General features: G+C 66.2%; 20 protein-coding genes. 13 read left to right on the top strand and 7 right to left on the bottom strand.

The features are described 5' to 3' along the window. Positions 1–12: 12 nt before the first annotated feature. Positions 13–726 (bottom strand): response regulator transcription factor CtrA, encoded by a 714-nt coding sequence (gene ctrA, locus PE061_RS21620; RefSeq protein WP_271257197.1) that lies wholly within the window; start codon positions 724–726, stop codon positions 13–15. 307 nt (positions 727–1,033) lie between these two features. Between ctrA and PE061_RS21615 the strand changes: the two genes are divergently transcribed. The 4 genes from PE061_RS21615 (at position 1,034) to PE061_RS21600 (ending at position 4,329) form a co-directional block, all read left to right on the top strand. After that, the gene (locus PE061_RS21615; RefSeq protein WP_271257196.1) at positions 1,034–1,441 is read left to right on the top strand and encodes a hypothetical protein; all 408 of its coding nucleotides are present in this window, start codon (positions 1,034–1,036) and stop codon (positions 1,439–1,441) included. Positions 1,442–1,714: 273 nt separating this feature from the next. Further along, positions 1,715–2,134, top strand: coding sequence for a rubrerythrin family protein (locus PE061_RS21610; RefSeq protein WP_271257195.1), 420 nt, complete (start codon positions 1,715–1,717; stop codon positions 2,132–2,134). 249 nt (positions 2,135–2,383) lie between these two features. Next, positions 2,384–3,721, top strand: a complete 1,338-nt coding sequence (locus PE061_RS21605; protein ID WP_271257194.1) for a heterodisulfide reductase-related iron-sulfur binding cluster — start codon at positions 2,384–2,386, stop codon at positions 3,719–3,721. A gap of 14 nt (positions 3,722–3,735) precedes the next feature. After that, positions 3,736–4,329, top strand: a complete 594-nt coding sequence (locus PE061_RS21600; protein WP_271257193.1) for a DUF3501 family protein — start codon at positions 3,736–3,738, stop codon at positions 4,327–4,329. On the opposite strand, the gene PE061_RS21595 is transcribed toward PE061_RS21600, so the two are convergent. The 3 genes from PE061_RS21595 to PE061_RS21585 all read right to left on the bottom strand — a co-directional run bounded on the left by PE061_RS21595 (position 4,326) and on the right by PE061_RS21585 (position 6,080). Further along, positions 4,326–4,514, bottom strand: coding sequence for a PLD nuclease N-terminal domain-containing protein (locus tag PE061_RS21595; protein WP_271257192.1), 189 nt, complete (start codon positions 4,512–4,514; stop codon positions 4,326–4,328). The genes PE061_RS21600 and PE061_RS21595 overlap by 4 nt on opposite strands. A gap of 18 nt (positions 4,515–4,532) precedes the next feature. After that, positions 4,533–4,736, bottom strand: a complete 204-nt coding sequence (locus PE061_RS21590; RefSeq protein ID WP_271257191.1) for a hypothetical protein — start codon at positions 4,734–4,736, stop codon at positions 4,533–4,535. A gap of 63 nt (positions 4,737–4,799) precedes the next feature. Further along, positions 4,800–6,080 carry a metal-dependent hydrolase family protein gene (locus tag PE061_RS21585; protein ID WP_271257190.1) on the bottom strand — a complete coding sequence of 427 codons (1,281 nt, stop codon included), beginning with the start codon at positions 6,078–6,080 and terminating at the stop codon, positions 4,800–4,802. A 65-nt stretch (positions 6,081–6,145) separates the two neighbouring features. Between PE061_RS21585 and PE061_RS21580 the strand changes: the two genes are divergently transcribed. From PE061_RS21580 to PE061_RS21570, 3 genes are read left to right on the top strand one after another with little or no spacing between them, the layout of a single operon-like run. Continuing rightward, a complete protein-coding gene (locus PE061_RS21580; RefSeq protein ID WP_271257189.1) occupies positions 6,146–7,282 on the top strand; it encodes an MFS transporter in 1,137 nt (378 codons plus the stop codon). A gap of 58 nt (positions 7,283–7,340) precedes the next feature. Further along, positions 7,341–8,528: an aromatic ring-hydroxylating oxygenase subunit alpha gene (locus PE061_RS21575; protein WP_271257188.1), complete on the top strand. Its 1,188-nt coding sequence runs from the start codon at positions 7,341–7,343 to the stop codon at positions 8,526–8,528. Between the two features lie 38 nt (positions 8,529–8,566). After that, positions 8,567–10,177 (top strand): phytoene desaturase family protein, encoded by a 1,611-nt coding sequence (locus PE061_RS21570; protein ID WP_271257187.1) that lies wholly within the window; start codon positions 8,567–8,569, stop codon positions 10,175–10,177. A 12-nt stretch (positions 10,178–10,189) separates the two neighbouring features. Here the strand turns inward: PE061_RS21570 and mtgA are convergent, their stop codons facing one another. Further along, positions 10,190–10,894, bottom strand: a complete 705-nt coding sequence (gene mtgA / locus PE061_RS21565) for a monofunctional biosynthetic peptidoglycan transglycosylase (protein ID WP_271257186.1) — start codon at positions 10,892–10,894, stop codon at positions 10,190–10,192. A gap of 62 nt (positions 10,895–10,956) precedes the next feature. Between mtgA and PE061_RS21560 the strand changes: the two genes are divergently transcribed. After that, positions 10,957–11,934, top strand: coding sequence for a L,D-transpeptidase (locus PE061_RS21560; RefSeq protein WP_271257185.1), 978 nt, complete (start codon positions 10,957–10,959; stop codon positions 11,932–11,934). Between the two features lie 3 nt (positions 11,935–11,937). Here the strand turns inward: PE061_RS21560 and rpoH are convergent, their stop codons facing one another. Together rpoH and PE061_RS21550 are read right to left on the bottom strand one after the other, a co-directional pair. Continuing rightward, complete coding sequence (gene rpoH / locus PE061_RS21555) at positions 11,938–12,846, bottom strand: RNA polymerase sigma factor RpoH (protein ID WP_271257184.1); 909 nt, start codon at positions 12,844–12,846, stop codon at positions 11,938–11,940. Positions 12,847–12,905: 59 nt separating this feature from the next. After that, the gene (locus PE061_RS21550) at positions 12,906–13,856 is read right to left on the bottom strand and encodes an RluA family pseudouridine synthase (protein ID WP_271257183.1); all 951 of its coding nucleotides are present in this window, start codon (positions 13,854–13,856) and stop codon (positions 12,906–12,908) included. A 17-nt stretch (positions 13,857–13,873) separates the two neighbouring features. Here PE061_RS21550 and PE061_RS21545 point away from each other — a divergent pair, with 17 nt between their 5' ends. From PE061_RS21545 to PE061_RS21525, 5 genes are all read left to right on the top strand, one after another. Beyond that, on the top strand, positions 13,874–14,278 hold the full coding sequence (locus tag PE061_RS21545) for a M67 family metallopeptidase (protein ID WP_336297011.1): 405 nt from the start codon (positions 13,874–13,876) through the stop codon (positions 14,276–14,278). A 10-nt stretch (positions 14,279–14,288) separates the two neighbouring features. Then, positions 14,289–14,525, top strand: coding sequence for a cold-shock protein (locus PE061_RS21540; RefSeq protein WP_420794356.1), 237 nt, complete (start codon positions 14,289–14,291; stop codon positions 14,523–14,525). A gap of 65 nt (positions 14,526–14,590) precedes the next feature. Continuing rightward, the gene (locus PE061_RS21535; protein WP_271257181.1) at positions 14,591–15,226 is read left to right on the top strand and encodes a histidine phosphotransferase family protein; all 636 of its coding nucleotides are present in this window, start codon (positions 14,591–14,593) and stop codon (positions 15,224–15,226) included. A 57-nt stretch (positions 15,227–15,283) separates the two neighbouring features. Beyond that, positions 15,284–17,749, top strand: coding sequence for a chemotaxis protein CheW (locus PE061_RS21530; RefSeq protein ID WP_271257180.1), 2,466 nt, complete (start codon positions 15,284–15,286; stop codon positions 17,747–17,749). Then, positions 17,746–18,183, top strand: a complete 438-nt coding sequence (locus PE061_RS21525) for a chemotaxis protein CheW (RefSeq protein ID WP_271257179.1) — start codon at positions 17,746–17,748, stop codon at positions 18,181–18,183. Before PE061_RS21530 ends, PE061_RS21525 begins: the two co-directional genes overlap by 4 nt. Positions 18,184–18,199: the final 16 nt, after the last annotated feature.

Here is an 18,199-nt window from a genome sequence, read left to right as displayed (position 1 = left end):
GCGTGTCCGCCCTCAGGCGGCGGCCACCTCGGTCGTCGTAGCCGACTGGCCTTCGGGATCGCGCAGCACGTAGCCGCGGCCCCACACCGTCTCGATGTAGTTCTCGCCGCCGCAGGCTGCCGAGAGCTTCTTGCGCAGCTTGCAGATGAACACGTCGATGATCTTGAGTTCCGGCTCGTCCATGCCGCCGTAGAGGTGGTTCAGGAACATTTCCTTGGTGAGCGTGGTGCCCTTGCGCAAGCTGAGAAGCTCCAGCATCGCATATTCCTTGCCGGTCAGGTGGACGCGCGCACCCTCCACGTCGACGGTCTTGGTGTCGAGGTTGACGCCGAGCTTGCCAGTCTTGATCACCGACTGCGAATGGCCCTTCGAGCGGCGGACGACGGCGTGGATACGCGCCACCAGCTCTTCCTTGTGGAACGGCTTCGTCACGTAGTCGTCGGCACCGAAGCCGAGGCCGCGGACCTTCGATTCCATCTCGTTCTGGCCGGAGAGGATCAGGATCGGCGTGCCGACCTTGGCGAGCCGCAGCTTCTTCAGCACGTCGTAGCCGTGCATGTCGGGCAGGTTCAGATCGAGCAGGATGATATCGTAATCGTACAGCTTGCCGAGATCGAGGCCTTCCTCGCCAAGATCGGTGGTGTAGACGTTGAAGCCCTCGCTCGAGAGCATCAGGTCGATGCTCTTCGCCGTGGTCGCATCGTCTTCGATCAGCAGAACCCGCATTGAGTAGCCCTCTTCATGTCCCCCGACGGCGTGCAGCCAATCCCGGCCATGCCGCGTACAATCCGTTAACCATGCCCGTTATGGGTTACAAAGGTTAACGCCGCGTAAAAGTTAACGCGACCGTGCTTTGATTTGTTCCTGTGGCACCTCGGTCACGGTCTGTTTCGTTTTGAATCAGTTATGGAATCCGGACAGCAAGGCGACATTAACCATGGGGTGGCACACTCCGCCCGATGTGGTGTGAATCGTTCCCGGTCTTTTATCGCAAACGCGCGCCGGTCATGCCCGGCAGGGGCGGGGTGCGACCGTGAAGACGCCCTACGACACCGACCGCCGACAACGGCGCAAGGAACTGGACGATATCCGTCAGGCGCTCATCGCCACCGAAACGCAGCTTTCGGTTTTCGCCAAGGCGATCATTGACGCGGACGCCGCCTTGCGCCGCGAGCGGGAGAAGCGGGCGGCAGGACCTGCATTCGATGTCAGCCCAGATGCAGCCTTGAGACGCCGGGAGATGATCCGGCTGACCCGCGAGCTGGCGCGGCTGGAAGATGAAATCGAACGGCTGCGCGCGGCCCTGCTCGTGAAATTCGAAGCCTTGCGCCCGATCGAAACGGCGAGCGAGGATTACCTCGCTGTAAAACGCGCCGAAGCCGCGAAGGCAAAGGCTGCGGCCGAGGACCAGTTCCCGGACGCCCGGACCTCGGGGCGATAGAGCGGCAGCCGTAGCGTCTGGGCGATCGCGCCATTCAGACGAAGTGTTTTCGCGTTCGCGATTGCAGATCGGGGCCGTGGCCGATCCGCTGCGAATGATTTGCATTACCTTGATAAGTCGAGAGGCTTTTATCGAATGCGTCGATCAGCCTGACGCAGAAAATGCGTTGGCGGTTGCCGCGCCCCGCAGATAGCGTTGAAGATGAAGCCAGGCCTGCATGAGACGGGCCGGCTTTCGCGTTTCATCGCATCACGCTTGGGAAGGAGAGGGATCATGGGGCTGCAAGGCTCGAAGACCGAAGACAATCTGAAGGCCGCTTTCGCGGGCGAGAGCCAGGCGAACCGTCGCTATCTTTATTTCGCGCAGAAGGCTGACGTGGAAGGTTACAACGACGTCGCCGCCGTGTTCCGCTCGACGGCGGAAGGCGAGACGGGCCACGCGCACGGCCACCTCGAATATCTCGAGGAGGTCGGCGATCCGGCCACGGGGCTCGCCATCGGCACGACGTCCGACAACCTCAAGTCGGCGATCGCCGGCGAGACGCACGAATACACGGACATGTACCCGGGTATGGCGCGCACCGCGCGCGACGAGGGCTTCGACGAGATCGCCGACTGGTTCGAGACGCTCGCGAAGGCCGAGAAGAGCCACGCCGGCAAGTTTCAGAAGACGCTCGACGCGCTCGACGCCTGAGAGGGTAACAGCCGAAGAGTGTCTGCTGTGGGAGGCGAGGGGCGGATCCGCGGGACCGGGGCCGCCCCTCCCGTAGCCCTTTGACAATCTTGCCGGGAGCGTCCGCTCGGGCGCATGGCGTCAGTTCCCGTTCCCGCTTCGAGGGACAGGCGGACACGCGTTTCGTGTGGGAATTCGCGCCGTGCGCCCAACCGGACGCTTTTGGGAACCAGCCGGCCATGTCGAGGCCATATCCTTTGGGGAATGCCGATGCGTGAAGGCAGTCTGGAGGCGCCGACCCGCCATCCGATTGATTGGGAAAACCCCGATTACTACGACGAGGCGAAGCTCGAGGCCGAGCTGACGCGCGTGTTCGACATCTGTCACGGCTGCCGCCGCTGCTTCAACCTGTGCGACAGCTTCCCCATTCTGTTCGACCTGATCGACGAATCCGAAAGCGGCGAGATCGACGGACTCGACCCCAAGACCGATTACAGGAAGGTCGTCGACGCCTGCACGCTCTGCGACATGTGCTTCATGACCAAGTGCCCCTACGTGCCGCCGCACGAATGGGCGCTCGACGTGCCGCACCTGATGCTGCGCGCGCGTGCCGTGGAGCACCGCAAGGGCGAAACGCGTTTTGCCGACACCGAACTCGCCAAAACCGATCGCAACGGCAAGCTTGCGAGCTTCCTCTCCCCACTCGCCAACTGGGCGACGGACACCGGAAACGGCCTCACGCGGACGCTGATGGAAAAGACCATCGGCGTCAACCGGGAGGCGTGGCTGCCGCCGTTCGCGGATACGCCGCTCGACCGCCGCGGCGATCTCGACAGGATCGACGTCGATGCCGCCGCGCCCGCCGCGGGCCGCAAGGTCGCGCTCTACGCGACGTGCTTTTCCAACTGGAACATGCCGGGGCCGGGCGAGGCGGCGGTCAAGGTTCTGAAGGCGAACGGCGTCGACACGCGCATCGTCTATCCGGGCTGCTGCGGGATGCCGAAGCTGGAGAACGGCGACCTCGCGGCGGTCGCGGAGCAGGCGCACACCGTCGCTGCGGCCTTCGCACCGCTCATCGACGACGGCTTCGACGTTGTCGCGGTGACGCCCTCGTGCGCGCTGATGCTGAAATTCGAATGGCCGCTGATCCTTCCGGACGATCCGCTGGTGAAAAAGCTCGCGGAGGCGACGTTCGACATCACCGAGTACGTCGTCGACATCGCGAAGAAAGAAGGGCTCGCGCCGGGGATGCAGCCTCTGGGCGGCGACGTCGCGATCCATCTGCCCTGCCACAGCCGCGCGCAGAACATGGGGCAGAAGGGCGCCGAGATGCTGCGGCTGATCCCGGAGGCGAAGGTCGGCGTCGTCGAGCGCTGCTCCGGCCACGGCGGCAAGTGGGGCATCTTCAGGGAGAACTTCGCCACCGCGCTCAAGGTGGGCAAACCCGCGGGCCGCGCCATGCTGAAGACGAACGCGGCCTTCATGGTCTCGGAATGTCCGCTCGCGGGACCGCACCTCAGGCAGGTGATGGAGCGCGAGGGCGGGGAGCGTATTCCCGAGCAGGTGCCGCACCCCATCGAGTTGCTGGCGAAAGCCTACGGCCTCTAGACGAGAGAATTCCAATGTCCCGCGAAACCCGCGCCATCGAACCTGCCGACATCATGGACATGCGCGCCTACGGCGAGCAGCGGAAGGCGCTGCGGCTGGGGCAGGTCGAGGCGAAGAAGAAACGCCGTCTTTCGGTGGGGCCCCACGTCACCGTCTTCTTCGAGTCGTATGACAGTATGTGGCTGCAAGTTCATGAAATGCTGTATATCGAGCGTGGCGGCGTGGATCAGATTCCGGACGAGCTCGCCGCCTACAACCCGATGATCCCGAACGGCCGCGAACTCACCGCGACGCTGATGTTCGAGATCGACGACCCCAAGCTGCGCGCCTCCATCCTCGGCCGTCTCGGCGGCGTCGAGGATCACATCTACCTGCATCTCGGCGAGACGCGCATCGCGGCCGTGCCGGAGGGCGACGTCGAGCGCAGCCGTGAGGACGGCAAGGCCTCATCCGTCCACTTCCTCCACTTCCCCTTTACCGACGCCGAGATCGCCGAATGGCTGAGCGGCCGCGGCACGGTGATCTTCGGGATCGACCATCCGAACTACGGCCACATGGCGATCATCGGCCCCGAGATGCGGGAAGAGCTTGGCCGGGACTTCGCCTAGAGGGCGGTTGCCCGATTGCCGCGCGGCCCCGCGAGGAACCAGACGACGAGCCCGATCAGCGGGAACACGATGATGCCGATCGTCCACGCGATCTTCGCGCCGGTCGTCGCGCTGCTGCCCCAGACGCTGATGAGCGCCCAGATGTCGAGCGCCAGGATGACGAGACCGATAAGTCCATATTCCATGTGTGCGTCTCCTTCAGTTCAGGCGCTCTTGCCCTTGGCTGCTGCGCGCCGCGCGGCTTCGAGGTCGGGACCTTCGGCGCCGTCAACGGCGTCGGCGGCCTCGCGCGCCTTGGCGTCCACCTTGCCCGATTTTGCGAATGCGTGCTGCGCGGCCTGATACTTGCGCGCGCCTTCGTAGCTACCTTCGCCTTCCAGCTTCAGGTTCGATTTCCGGTCTTCCATGAAACCCTCCATGTCGTGCCCGCTCGCCGCATCAACGCGGCGGCGCGGGGAAGGTTTCGCGGTTCAGCGGATGAGCTTGCCGCCCTTCATCACATGGTCGATGCGTTCGAGTGCGCTGACGTCCGCGAGCGGATCGGCGGCGACGGCGACCATGTCCGCAAAGCGCCCCGGCGCGATCACGCCGACCTCCGCCGATTTGCCCATCAGCGCCGCCGCGCTCGTCGTCGCGGACTGGATCGCCTGCATCGGCGTCATGCCGTGGCGCACCATGTACTTGAACTGGCGGGCGTTGAGGCCGTGCGGAAAGACGCCCGCGTCGGTGCCGTAGGCGATCTTCACGCCTGCGGCGACGGCCTTGCGGAAACCGACGCGCTGCGCGTCCGTCGTCTCATGGTTCTTGCGCATAATTTCTTCGGGCCAGTGCTCGGCCTTGCCCATCTCGTCGATGAAGTCGCCATTGTAGACGTCCATCACCAGCCATGCACCCTTCTTCTTGGCGAGGGCGATCGCCTCGTCGTCGATGAGCGAGGCGTGCTCGATGGAACGCACGTCCGCGTTCAGCGCGATCTTGATGCCCTCGGCGCCGTGGGCGTGGGCGGTGACATAGCTCTTGTAGCGGGCGGCTTCATCCACCGCCGCGCGGATTTCCGCCTCGGTCATCTCGGGCGCGCCCGGCTCCGTGCCTGCCGCGAGGACCGCGCCGGTCGCGATCACCTTCAGGAAGTCGGCGCCGCGCTGGAACAGCATCCGGGATTTCGCCCTCACCTCCTCGGGTCCGGCCGCGACGCCCATGCGCATGATCGCGGGAATCTGCACGTCGGGCGCCATGCCCGTCACCTCGCCGCCGCCGCCCGGCACGGTGATGTAGGCGCCCGCCACGGCCATGCGCGGGCCTTCGATATACTCGGCCTCGATGGCGTTCCGCAGCGACACGTCGCCGAAGGCGCGGAAGGTGCCGACGTCGCGCACGCTGGTGAAGCCCGCGTTCAGCGTGTCGCGCGCGTTCTTCGCGCCGACGAGCGCGATGTCCTCCGACGAATGCAGCAGCGGTTCGGCGACGTTGCTCGTCTGGCCCCAGTCGGACAGGTGCGTGTGCATGTCGATGAGGCCGGGGAGGACGGTGAAGCCGGACCAGTCGAGCACCTTGCCGTCCGCGGGCGTCGCATAAGGGGTGACGGCGGCGATGCGGCCGTTCTCGATGCGGATCAGACGGTCGGTCAGCACCTTGCCGCTTTCCGTGTCGATCAGCCGCCCGGCACGCACGTAAGAGGTTTCGGCGAGGGCAGGGGCGGCAAGCAGCCCCGTCGCGAACAGCGCGCAAAGCATCCGTTTCAGAATCGTCATTCGTCCCTCCCTGTCCGCGCGTATCCTGCTGGACTATTATACACGCGTCAAATAGGAATTCGCGCATGATCGTCGTCGGCCTCATCGCCAGCATCGCGCTCGCGCTCATCGCGATCGGCGTGATGACGACGCTCGTGCCGCTCCATGCGACCGCCATCGGCTTCACGCCGCTCCACATCGGCTGGATCGCGGGCGTCTATTATTTCGGCTTTCTGGTCGGGCCGTGGATTGCGCCGCCGCTGGTGCAGAGGGTGGGGAGCGGACGCGCCTTCGCGGTCGCGGCGTTCCTCGCGCTCGGCGGCATCATTGTGCTGCCGCTGTTCCCACATCCGGCGGCGTGGGCGGCGATCCGCTTCGTCTCCGGCACGGGCTTCGCGCTGCTCTACATCCTCGCCGAAGCGGGACTGAACGCCGAGGTCGACAATGCCGGGCGCGGGCGGCTGCTCTCGCTCTACATGATCGCCAGCAAGGCAGCGCTGATCACAGGCCAGTTCGTCGTCGGCCTGCTCGGTGTCGAAGGCTGGGCGCCCTTCGTCGTGGCGTCGGGCGTGGTTGTGCTGGCGGCGATCGTGCGGCTGCGGACACCGGTGGGCGCGGCGCTCCCCGCCGCCGGGCGGCTGCGGCCGCTGCGCGTGTTGCGCGCCGCGCCGGTGGCGACGACGGGCTGTGTCCTCTACGGGCTCGGCGAAGCCTCGCTCTATGCGCTCGGACCCGTCTACGCGCAGGCGAGCGGCATGAATGTCGCCGAGGTTTCCACCTTCATGACTGCGGTGCTGCTCGGTGCGGCGCTTACGCAGTGGCCGCTCGGCTGGCTTTCCGACCGCATGGATAGGCGGCGGGCGATCCTCGTCGGCGCGGTCGGTACGGTGATCGCGGGCTGTGCGCTCGGCCTTGCCGACCGACCCGCGTTTCCGATGGCGCTCGTCGGCGGCTTCGTGCTCGGCGGTGGCCTGCTGCCGCTCTACGGCCTGCTCGTCGCGCTCGGCAACGATACGGCGAGCAACGACGAGCGCGTGGAAATCGGCAGCGGACTCGTATTCGCTTACGCGGCGGGCGCGATGGCGGGGCCGCTTGCGGCTGCGGCGCTGATGGAGGTGACGGCGCGAGGTCTGCCGCTGTGGCTCACCGGCCTTTACGCGGTGCAGGCGCTGGTGCTCCTCGCCGCGCTGCGCCGCCGGATACCGCTCGCCCAGCCGCTTTGAAAAGTGTTGCCACGGCTTTGACGTTGTTATACAAGTGTCTAATATATTCGGAGGCGGGATGGCGACCAAGGCGGCACCAACGATCGACGTGGACCCCGACGCGGGCTGGAGCCTGCCGGCGTGGACCTATTCCGACCCGGAGTTCTTCGCGGTCGAGATGCGGCGCGTCATGCGCCCGTCGTGGCAGGTGGTGTGCCACCTCAGCGATGTGCCCGACGTCGGCGACTACCACACGCTCGAATATCTCGGGGAAAGCGTCGTCGTCGTGCGCGGGCAGGACCATGAGGTCCGCGCCTTCACCAACGTCTGCCGCCATCGCGGCGCGCGGCTCGTCGACGGGCCTTCCGGCTGCGCGGTCGCCAAGAAGCTGACCTGTCCGTATCACGCATGGTCGTTCGACCTTGAAGGCAAGCTCGTCGGCGTGCCGCTGAAGCAGACCTATCCGGGCCTCGACCAGAGCAAGCACGGCCTCGTGCCTGTCGACCTCGAGGTCTGGCGGGGCTTCATCTTCGTGCGCCTCGAAAACGACGGCGGGCCTTCGGTCGCCGAGATGATCGCGCCCTACGACCACGAGGTGGAACCGTACCGGTTCGAGGACCTGAAGGCGTTCGGCCGCGTGACGCTGCGCCCGCGCCGCGTCAATTGGAAGAACGTGGGCGACAATTATTCGGACGGCCTGCACATCCCCGTCGCGCACCCCGGCCTCACGCGTCTGATGGGCAGCGGCTACGGCGTCGAGGCGCAGGAGAACGTCGACAAGATGTGGGGCCCGATCCGCGACCGGCTTTCGAACAACCCGTCCGAGAAGGCGTACCAGAAGTACCTGCCGCACGTGCCTCACCTGCCCGAGGAGCGGCAGAAGCTGTGGACCTATTTCAAGCTGTGGCCGAACGTCGCCTTCGACATCTATCCCGATCAGGTCGATTTCATGCAGTGGCTGCCGGTCTCCCCGACCGAGACGCTGATCCGCGAGATCAGCTATGCCGTGCCCGACGACCGCCGCGAGATGAAGGCGGCGCGCTACCTCAACTGGCGCATCAACCGGCAGGTGAACGCCGAGGACACGTGGCTCATCAGCCGCGTGCAGGACGGCATGGCGTCCGAAAGCTTCACGGTGGGGCCGCTCGCGGAGACGGAGGTCGCGCTCCGCAACTTCTGCCGCAAGATCCGCGGCCTGATCCCGGAGGCGCGCCAGCACCGTTCGCCGCCGCCGGGCTGGAGCCGGCGCCCGCACACCGCGCACTGAAAACATAAAGAAACATAAAGACCAGAGGGGTTGCTGCCATGACCAAACGCTATGACGCCGTCATCATCGGCGGCGGCCACAACGGGCTTGTCTGCGCATTCTATCTGGCGCGCGCAGGGCTCAAGGTGCGCGTGCTGGAACGTCGCGACGTGATCGGTGGGGCGGCGGTGACGGAAGAGTTCCACCCCGGCTTCCGCAACTCGGTGGCGAGCTACACGGTCAGCTTGCTCAATCCCAAGGTGATCGCCGACATGCGGCTCGCCGACCACGGCTACCGCGTGATCGAGCGCCCGTATTCCAATTTCCTGCCGCAGGACGATGGACGCTACCTGCTGCTCGGCGGCGGTCTGGAGCGGACGCAGGCCGAGTTCCGCAAGTTCTCGAACCACGACGCGGACGTGCTGCCGCAATATTACGACGCGCTCGAAACCGTGGCGGACGTGCTGCGCGACCTGTCGCTGAAAGCGCCGCCCAACGTCGGCGACGGCGTGAAGACGCTGGTCGATGCCGCGCGACAGGGACGCCGCCTCGCGGGCCTCTCCGTGGAGAAGCAGCGCGACGTGCTTGACCTGTTCGTGAAGTCGGCGCGGACATTCCTCGATTCCTGGTTCGAAAGCGAGGCGGTGAAGGCCGCGTTCGGCTTCGATGCGGTCGTCGGCAACTACGCCTCGCCCGACACGCCGGGCTCGGCCTACGTGCTGCTCCACCACGTGTTCGGCGAGGTGAACGGCAAGAAGGGTGCGTGGGGCCACAGCGTCGGCGGCATGGGCAAGATCACCGAGATCATGGCGAAGGTGTGCCGCGACCTCGGCGTCGAGATCAGCCTTGAAAGTCCGGTCGAGACGGTGCTCGTGGACGGTGGCAAGGCGACGGGCGTGCGCCTCGCGGGCGGCGAGGAGATCGCGGCGGAGCGCGTGATCGCCAACGTCGGGCCGAAGCTGCTCTACGAGCGGATGATCGCACCCTACGACCTTCCGGCCGATTTCCTGCGTCGCATCCGCGCTTTCAAGGTCGGATCGGGCACGTTCCGTATGAATGTGGCGCTATCGGAACTGCCGCGCTTTTCGAGCCTGCCCGAGGCGGGCGAGCATCTCCAGAGCGGTATCATCATCGCGCCGACGCTCGACTACATGGACCGCGCCTTCCTCGATGCGAAGCAGTACGGCATGTCGAAAAGCCCAATCGTCGAGATGCTGATCCCCTCGATCGTCGACGGCAGTCTCGCACCTCCGGGTCAGCATGTTGCGAGCCTGTTCTGCCAGCAGTTCGCGCCCGAGCTTCCCGATGGGCGAAGCTGGGACGACGAGCGCGAAGCTGCCGCGGACGTCATCATCGACACGGTCGAACGGTACGCGCCCGGCTTCAAGGCGTCGGTGATCGCGCGGCAGGTCCACTCGCCGCTCGACCTCGAACGCAAGTTCGGCCTTGTCGGCGGGGACATCATGCACGGCCACATGTCGCTCGATCAACTCTGGTCGGCACGGCCGATGCTCGGGCACGGCGCCTACAGGGGACCGCTCAAAGGCCTCTACATGTGCGGGGCGGGCACGCATCCGGGCGGCGGCGTCACCGGCGCGCCGGGGCACAATGCCGCGCACGAGATTCTCGCGGATGGGACGCTCCTGGGCAGGTTGCTCAGGCGGGCGTAGGGTGACATCCGTTCAGATGCCGAGGCAACTGTCCTGCCCGTCGTTGTCGACGATGCGTATCCAGCGCTCGATGCGCTTTGCGTAGCGCGCGGTGTAGCCGCGCGGGCTTCGGGCGTCGCGTTTGACGGGCGAGGGGAGCACGGCGACGAGCCGCGCCGCCTCGCTGCGCGTCAGCGACTTCGCGCTCTTGTCGTAATAGTGCCGGGCCGCAGCTTCCGCACCGTAGACGCCGATGCCGAATTCGGCAACGTTCAGATAGACTTCCATGATCCGCTTCTTGTTCCACATGAGCTCGATGAGGACGGTGAAGTAAGCCTCCAGCCCCTTGCGCAGCCACGAGCGGCCCGGCCACAGGAAGGCGTTCTTGGCCACCTGCTGGCTCACCGTGGAGCCGCCGCGCAGCTTGCGACCCTCGGCGTTCGCCTCCATGGCCTTGCTGATCGCCTCGGTATCGAAGCCGAAGTGCGTGCAGAACTTCGCGTCCTCGCCCGCGATCACGGCGCGGGGCAGATCGGAGTCGATGTTCGAAAGCGACGTCCAGTCGCGCTTCACATCCTTGCCGGCGATGAAGTCCTTCGCCATCGGCACGGTGAAGGGCACAGGGACGAAGCGGTAGAGCAGAACCCAGAGGATCGTGAAGGCGAATACGATGAGCAGCGGCCGGACGACGAACCGGACCACCCACGATGTCTTGCCCTGTTTTCGCCCTCTGGCCACGGATCGTCTCTAGCGCGGCGCGCGTTTGTGCTGCAACGGTGCGGGAAGAGATTCGGGGGAATATGATGCGATATCCGATGCTCACGGCGCTTGCTCTCGTCCTTGCGATACCTGTCGCACATGCGCAGGGCGCGAAGGAGTCGATGCCGATCTCGACGCCCGTGGAGGCGCTGAAGCCCGGCGAGTGGGTGTGGTACGATGCCGTCGCTCCGGAAGGCCCGGCGATGCTGATCGTCGACCTCTCCACGCAGCGCGCGCAGCTTTACCGGAACGGCGTGCGCATCGGTGTCACTACCGTTTCCACCGGCAAGAAGGGCAAGGCGACACCCACCGGCATCTTCACGATCCTTCAGAAGAAGAAGGAGCATTACTCCAACCTCTACGACAACGCGCCCATGCCCTACATGCAGCGGCTGACGTGGGACGGGATCGCGCTCCACGCCGGGAACCTGCCGGGCTATCCGGCCTCGCACGGCTGCATCCGTATGCCGCTCGCCTTCGCGCAGAAGCTCTACGGCGCGACCAGCCTCGGCATGACGGTCATCATCGCCGATGACAGGACGGACACCGCAGACATACGCGACGCAGGCATGTTCCTGCCCGTGGACCCGGCGGATTCGACCGATCTCGAAAACCTGCGTTACCGCTGGCAGCCTGAGAAGTCGCCGGAGGGTCCCGTCACGATCCTCGTCAGCCGTGCGGACAGCCAGATCGTGGTGCTGAGGAACGGCAAGGAGATCGGCCGTTCGAAGGTACGCTTCCCCGAAGGCGAGATCGGCACGCACGCCATCACGCTCGCCGCGGTCGAGAACGGCGTCGAGCGCTGGCAGTACATCGAGCTTCCGGGCTCCGGCGATGTGAGCGGCGCACCGTTCGACCGTGCGCAGTTCGCGAGCATCGGAATGCCGCGCCAGTTCCGCCTCGACGTGCGCTCGGTGCTGGTGCCCGGCACCACGATCTACGGGACGGACGATCCCATCGTGAAGTCGAAGACGGGCAGGACGCTGACCGTCATCAAGGATTCAGGGCAGCCGGAGTAGGACCTACGCGTCTTCCAGCAGGTGGCGTTCGCTCGCCAGCTTGCGGATGGCCTTCTGCAGCTTCTCGAACGCCCGCACCTCGATCTGGCGCACGCGTTCGCGGCTGATGTCGTACTCCTGGCTCAGCTCTTCCAGCGTCTTCGGTTCCTCGGCGAGGCGGCGCTCGGTGAGGATGTGCCGCTCGCGGTCGTTCAGCACGGACATGGCCTCGGCGAGCAGCGCGGCGCGCAGGCTGCTTTCCTCGCGCTCGGCGACGATCTCGTCCTGAATGGGGCCCTCGTCGGTCAGCCAGTCCTGCCACTGGCCTTCGCCGTCGGTATCGGCGCGCAGTGGCGCATTGAGGCTGGCGTCGCCGCCCATCGCCATGCGCCGGTTCATGGAGATGACCTCGTCGGTCGTGACATTGAGGTCGTGTGCGATCTTCGCGACGTCCTCGGGCTTGAGGTCGCCTTCCTCCAGAGCACCCATCTGGCCCTTCATGCGGCGGAGGTTGAAGAACAGCTTCTTCTGCGCCGCCGTGGTGCCGATCTTCACGAGGCTCCACGAGCGCAGGATGAACTCCTGGATGGAGGCGCGAATCCACCACATCGCATAGGTCGCGAGGCGGAAGCCCTTGTCGGGCTCGAACTTCTTCACACCCTGCATCAGGCCGATGTTGCCCTCCGCGATGAGTTCGCTCACCGGCAGGCCGTAGCCGCGATAGCCCATGGCGATCTTGGACACGAGCCGCAGGTGGCTCGTCACCAGCCGGTGCGCGGCGTCCGTGTCCTGATGCTCGCGCCACCGCTTCGCCAGCATGAACTCCTCCTCGGGGGCGAGGATCGGAAACTTGCGGATTTCCGCGAGATAGCGGTTCAGCGAGGCTTCACCGCCGAGGGCGGGAATGGTGGCGGGGACTTTGGCTTCGGCCATGACAGCGACTTTCGGTGATGGCAGGATTTCTGCGGGTATCGGGGCGGGGCGTGCGAGATTCAAACGGCAAGCGCCTCTATGAGTTCCTGAATATCAGACGGGACGGGGCTTTCGAAAGCGAGATTTTCTTGAGTGCGCGGATGCACAAGTTGCAGCGAGCGGGCATGGAGCGCCTGCCTGCCGAACCCGAGCGATTTGAGGACATCGCGGTGAACTGCGCGTGTGCGGCCATAGAGTGGGTCCCCCAATAACGGGTGCCCGCTTGACGCCATATGAACGCGCACCTGATGCGTGCGGCCCGTCTCCAGCCTGCATTCGACGAGCGCGGCGTCCTTCAGCGGCCGGAGCGTGCGGTAGTGCGTCACCGCGGGCTTGCCCTTTCCGGGCGAAACGATGTCCATCTTCTTCCGGTGCACCGGATGCCGCCCGATCGCGCCCTCTATTCGACCGGCGGGCGGCGAGGGTCGACCGGCGACGACGGCGAGGTAGCGGCGGCCGATGCTGTGCGCGGCGAACTGACGGGCGAGGCCTTCGTGGGCAAGGTCCGTCTTGGCGACGACCAGAAGCCCGGAGGTGTCCTTGTCGATGCGGTGCACGATGCCGGGGCGGGCCACGCCGCCGATCCCGGAAAGCTGCCCGGCGCAGTGGTGGAGGAGGGCGTTCACCAGCGTGCCGTCCGGGTTCCCGGCCGCGGGATGCACGACGAGGCCAGCGGGCTTGTCGATGACGATGAGGTCGGCGTCCTCATAGACGATGTTCAGCGGGATCCGCTGTGCCTCGGCGGTGGCCGGGATTGCCTCGGGAACGGTGACGAGCACCTCTTCACCGCCGACGACACGCAGCGACGGGGTTGGGCGTCGCCCGGCGACCGTCACCGCGCCGTCCAGCATCAGCGCCTTCAGCCGCTCGCGCGACAGGCTCGGCACGGCGTCGGCGAGCGCGCGGTCGAGCCGCTGCCCGGCGGCGTCGGCCGGAAGGATGACGCTTATGTTCGACTTGCCCCCGCTCATTGGATAGCGATGTTGGCATGATGCTTCGAATTGCAAGGCGGGCATTTGCGGAAATTCGCGCGGATTGCGCCGCGCGCGCACCGGAGGAGGCCTGCGGATTGCTGCTGGGGCGCGACGGCCGGGTCGAAAGCGGCCTTGCGGCTGCGAATGTCGCGGACGAAAGGCTGCGGCACTTCGAGATCGACCCCGCAGTGCTCTTCGCCGCGCATCGCGGTGCGCGGAGCGGCGGCCCCGCAATCCTCGGCTGCTATCACTCGCACCCGGATGCGCCGGCGTTTCCCTCGCGTCTCGATACGGAGCGCGCGCGAGATGCGGGGTGGATCTGGCTCATTCTGGGGCAGGACGGCGAAAAAGCCTACCGTGTCGTCGCAAACGGCCCCATACATGGCCGGTTCGAAGCGTTGGTCGTGCAAGAAGTCTGAGAGGCAAGCGTTGGCGCGCGGTGAAGTCAAATGGTTCAATCGCAAGAAAGGCTTCGGTTTCATCAGGCCCGATGTCGGCACGCGCGATGTATTCGTACACGTTTCGGCCCTGCATCAATCGAACATAACCGTGCTTGCCGATGGTCAGCGTGTCGAATTCGAGCTGACGCAACTTGCAGACGGCCGCACATCGGCGATGGGTGTGCGGATTATCGAGGATTCTTCGGATGAATCCGGCGCGTTTTGAACGCTTGCACGGCCGCGTATGAGCGGTTAGGCGGGGCGTGTGATGCCAGAGGGAGCGGCAAGAGGATGAATTCCGCCGATTTCGCGAGCCTGCTTTGCTCCCGACTTTGCCATGATCTCGTCGGACCGGTCGGCGCGCTCTACAACGGCGTGGAACTGCTCGTCGACGAGCATGATCCCGAGATGCGCGCCCGCTGCATGGAACTGCTTTCCGACAGCGCGCGGCAGACCGCGAACAAGCTGAAATTCTTCCGCCTCGCGTTCGGCGCGGCGGGCGGCTTCGGCGATCAGGTCGACACGCGCGAGGCGCAGGCGGCGCTCGAAGGGCTGTTCGGCGCGGAGCGGCGCGTCGCGGTGCAGTGGATGGTCGCCAACCCGGCGCTGCCCAAGGACGCGGTCAAGCTGCTGCTCAACCTCGCGATGATCGCCGGAGACGCGCTGCTGCGCGGCGGCGAGCTTCGCGTCGCGGCCGAGCAGACGGGGGAAGGCGTCGAGCTTGCCGTGCGCGCGGAAGGCCCGCGGATGCTCCTCGATCCCGAGCTTCGTGCCGCGCTTGGCGGCGAAACCGATGTTGCGCAGCTGACGCCCCGTGCGGCGGCGGCGTACCTCGTCCACCTGCTGCTCAAGGAAACCGGCAGCAGCCTGCAGATTTCCGAGCCCGACGAAGGTGTTCTCGTCTTCGGAACGCGCCTCGCCGCTTAGCGCGGCATTAACCACTTCCGGTCAAGGTGGCGCAGCGCGCACAGACCGGGACGGAACATGGACGAGTTGCTCAGCGATTTTCTGACCGAAACGGCCGAAAATCTGCAGACCGTGGACAATGAGATCGTGCTGTTCGAGCGCGACCCCGGCAATCGCGACGTGCTCAACAACATCTTCCGGCTGGTGCACACCATCAAGGGCACGTGCGGTTTCCTCAATCTGCCGCGCCTCGAACGGCTGGCGCACGCCGCCGAAACCGTGCTCGGCAAGGTCCGCGACGGTCAGGCCGAGGTCTCTCCCGCCGTGGTCGGCGAAACACTCGCCGCGATCGACGGCATCAAGGCGATCCTCGCGACGCTCGAGGCGTCGGGCAAGGAGCCGGCGGGGGACGACGAGGTGCAGATCGCGCGGCTGAACGCCGCGATCGCACCCTCCGAAACGCCGAAGGCGGAACCGGCGCCCGAGCCGCAGCCGGCGGCTTCTGTCGAACAGGACGCAGCCGCAGGCCGGGGCATCCAGTCCATCCGCGTGTCCGTCGCGCTCCTCGAACAGCTGATGACCACGGTTTCGGAGCTGGTGCTGACGCGCAACGAGCTTCTGCAACACCTGCGGACCCTGAAGGACGACCGGCTTGCGGTGCCGCTGCAACGGCTGTCGGCGCAGGTCGGCGAGCTTCAGGAAAGCGTCATGCGCACGCGTATGCAGCCGATCAGCAACGCGTGGAGCGCGCTGCCGCGGCTGGTGCGTAGTCTCGCGGTCGAACTCGGCAAGCCGATCGAACTTGAAATGCACGGCGGCGAGACCGAACTCGATCGCCAGTTGCTCGAACTCATCAAGGATCCGCTCGCGCACATGGTGCGGAATGCCGCGGATCACGGCATCGAGACGGCGGAGCAGCGCAAGGCGGCGGGCAAGGATCTGCGTGGCCGCATCGCACTGAAGGCGGCGCAGGAAGGCGGACACATCGTCATCACGCTCGCCGACGACGGGCGCGGTATCGACGTGGCCCGGCTCAAGGCAAAGGCCGTGGCGCTTCGGCTTTTGACGGAGACCGACGCGGTGCAGCTTTCCGCGCAGCAGGCGCAGCGGCTCGTGTTCCATCCTGGGTTGTCGACGGCGGAGCAGGTGACGTCCGTGTCCGGGCGCGGCGTCGGCATGGACGTGGTGCGCGCGAACCTCGAGAAGATCGGCGGTGCGATCGACATCGAATCGACGCCCGGCAAGGGTTCGCTGTTCACGATCCGCATTCCGCTGACCCTCGCCATCCTGCCCGCGCTCATCGTGGCGTCGGGCGGCCAGCGCTTCGCGGTCCCGCAGATGGCGGTCGTCGAGCTGGTGCGCGTGGGGCCGAACAGCGAGCATGTCGTTGAACACGTGAACAACGCCGCCGTTATGCGCCTGCGCGGGCGATTGCTGCCGCTCATCCATCTCGGCGCGCTGCTCGGTATCGGGGGCGGCCGCGTTGAGGGCGACTACGTGCTCGTCGCGCGGGCCGGGAACATCAGCTTCGGGCTCATCGTCGACAACATCTTCGATACCGAAGAGGTGGTGGTGAAGCCGGTCGCGCCGATTCTGAAGGCGCTCAGCGTCTATTCGGGGAACGCCATCCTCGGCGACGGTGCCGTCATCATGATCCTCGACGCGAACGGGATCGCGGCAAGCCTCGGCATCGCTGGAGACAGTGACGGCAGCGATCCGCTTGTACCGTCCGCGCGGGAGGCCGCGGTCGAAACCGACGCCATGCTCCTGTTCCGTGCGGGAAGTCCGCATCCGAAGGCGGTGCCGCTGGCGCTCGTCGCACGGCTCGAGGAGTTCGATGCCGCCGCCGTCGAATGGAGCGAAGGTCGTCCGGTCGTGCAATACCGCGACGCGCTGGTGCCGTTGCTCGCGGTCGATGGAGACGGAGTGCCGCATTCGTCCGGTCGCCAGCCCGCACTGATCTTCGACAACGGCGCGGGCATGGTGGCGCTGATGGTCGACGAGGTGCTCGACATCGTCGACACGCACGTCGACATCTCGATGACGAGCGATCTTCCGGCGCGGCTCGGCACGGCGGTTATCGCGGGGCGCGCCACGGAGATCCTCGACGTTGCGCACTATCTCGCGCTGGCGGGTGGGGCCTCGCCCGTCGCTGCCGGGGACAAGGCCGGGCGCCGCGTGCTCATTGTCGACGACAGCGCGTTCTTCCGCAACATGCTGAAACCGCTGCTGGCGTCCGCCGGATACCGGGCGACGACGGCGGCGAGCGCGGACGAGGCGCTGGCGCTTCGCGACTCCGGCGAGCAGTTCGACCTCATCCTCTCCGACATCGAAATGCCCGGCCTCTCGGGCGTCGATTTCGCGCGCGCCGTGCGGGACGACGACCGCTGGCGCGGGACGCCGCTGGTCGCGCTCTCGTCGCTCGCGAGCGACGATCACGTGCGGCAGGGCGAGGCGGCGGGCTTCGACCAGTATGTCGCCAAGTTCGACCGGTCCCGGCTGCTCGATGCCGTCGCCCGCCAACTGAAGGGAGAGGCCGCGTGATTCCGGCGAAACTCGTCACGGTCGTGCTCGGCGGCCAACTCCTCGGCATCGACGTTGCCCGTGTGCAGGACGTCATCCGGCTCGGCACGGTGAGCCCGGTGCCGCTCGCGCCGCGGTGGATCGCGGGCGTGATGAACCTGCGCGGCCGCATCGTCACCGCGATCGACCTCAGGGCGCGCTTCGGCCTCGCGCCGCGGCAGGACCGCGCCGGTTCGATGTGCGTGGTGGTCGAGCATCAGGGCGAGCCCTACGGCCTTATCGTGGACGATGTTGGCGATGTTATCGACGTCGACCCCGAACAGATCGAACCCAACCCGCCGACGCTGGACCGGCGCTGGCAGCAGGTTTCGGACGGGATCGTGAAACTCGATGTGCTGATGGTGCTCGCCAGCGTGCGGGCGATCATGGACGCCGACCTGGCGGCCGCCGCTTAACGCGAATGCAAGGTTT

This window comes from Sphingosinicella microcystinivorans, from assembly GCF_027941835.1.
GTDB lineage: Bacteria > Pseudomonadota > Alphaproteobacteria > Sphingomonadales > Sphingomonadaceae > Sphingosinicella.
This window is presented reverse-complemented; position numbering and strand designations above follow the sequence as displayed.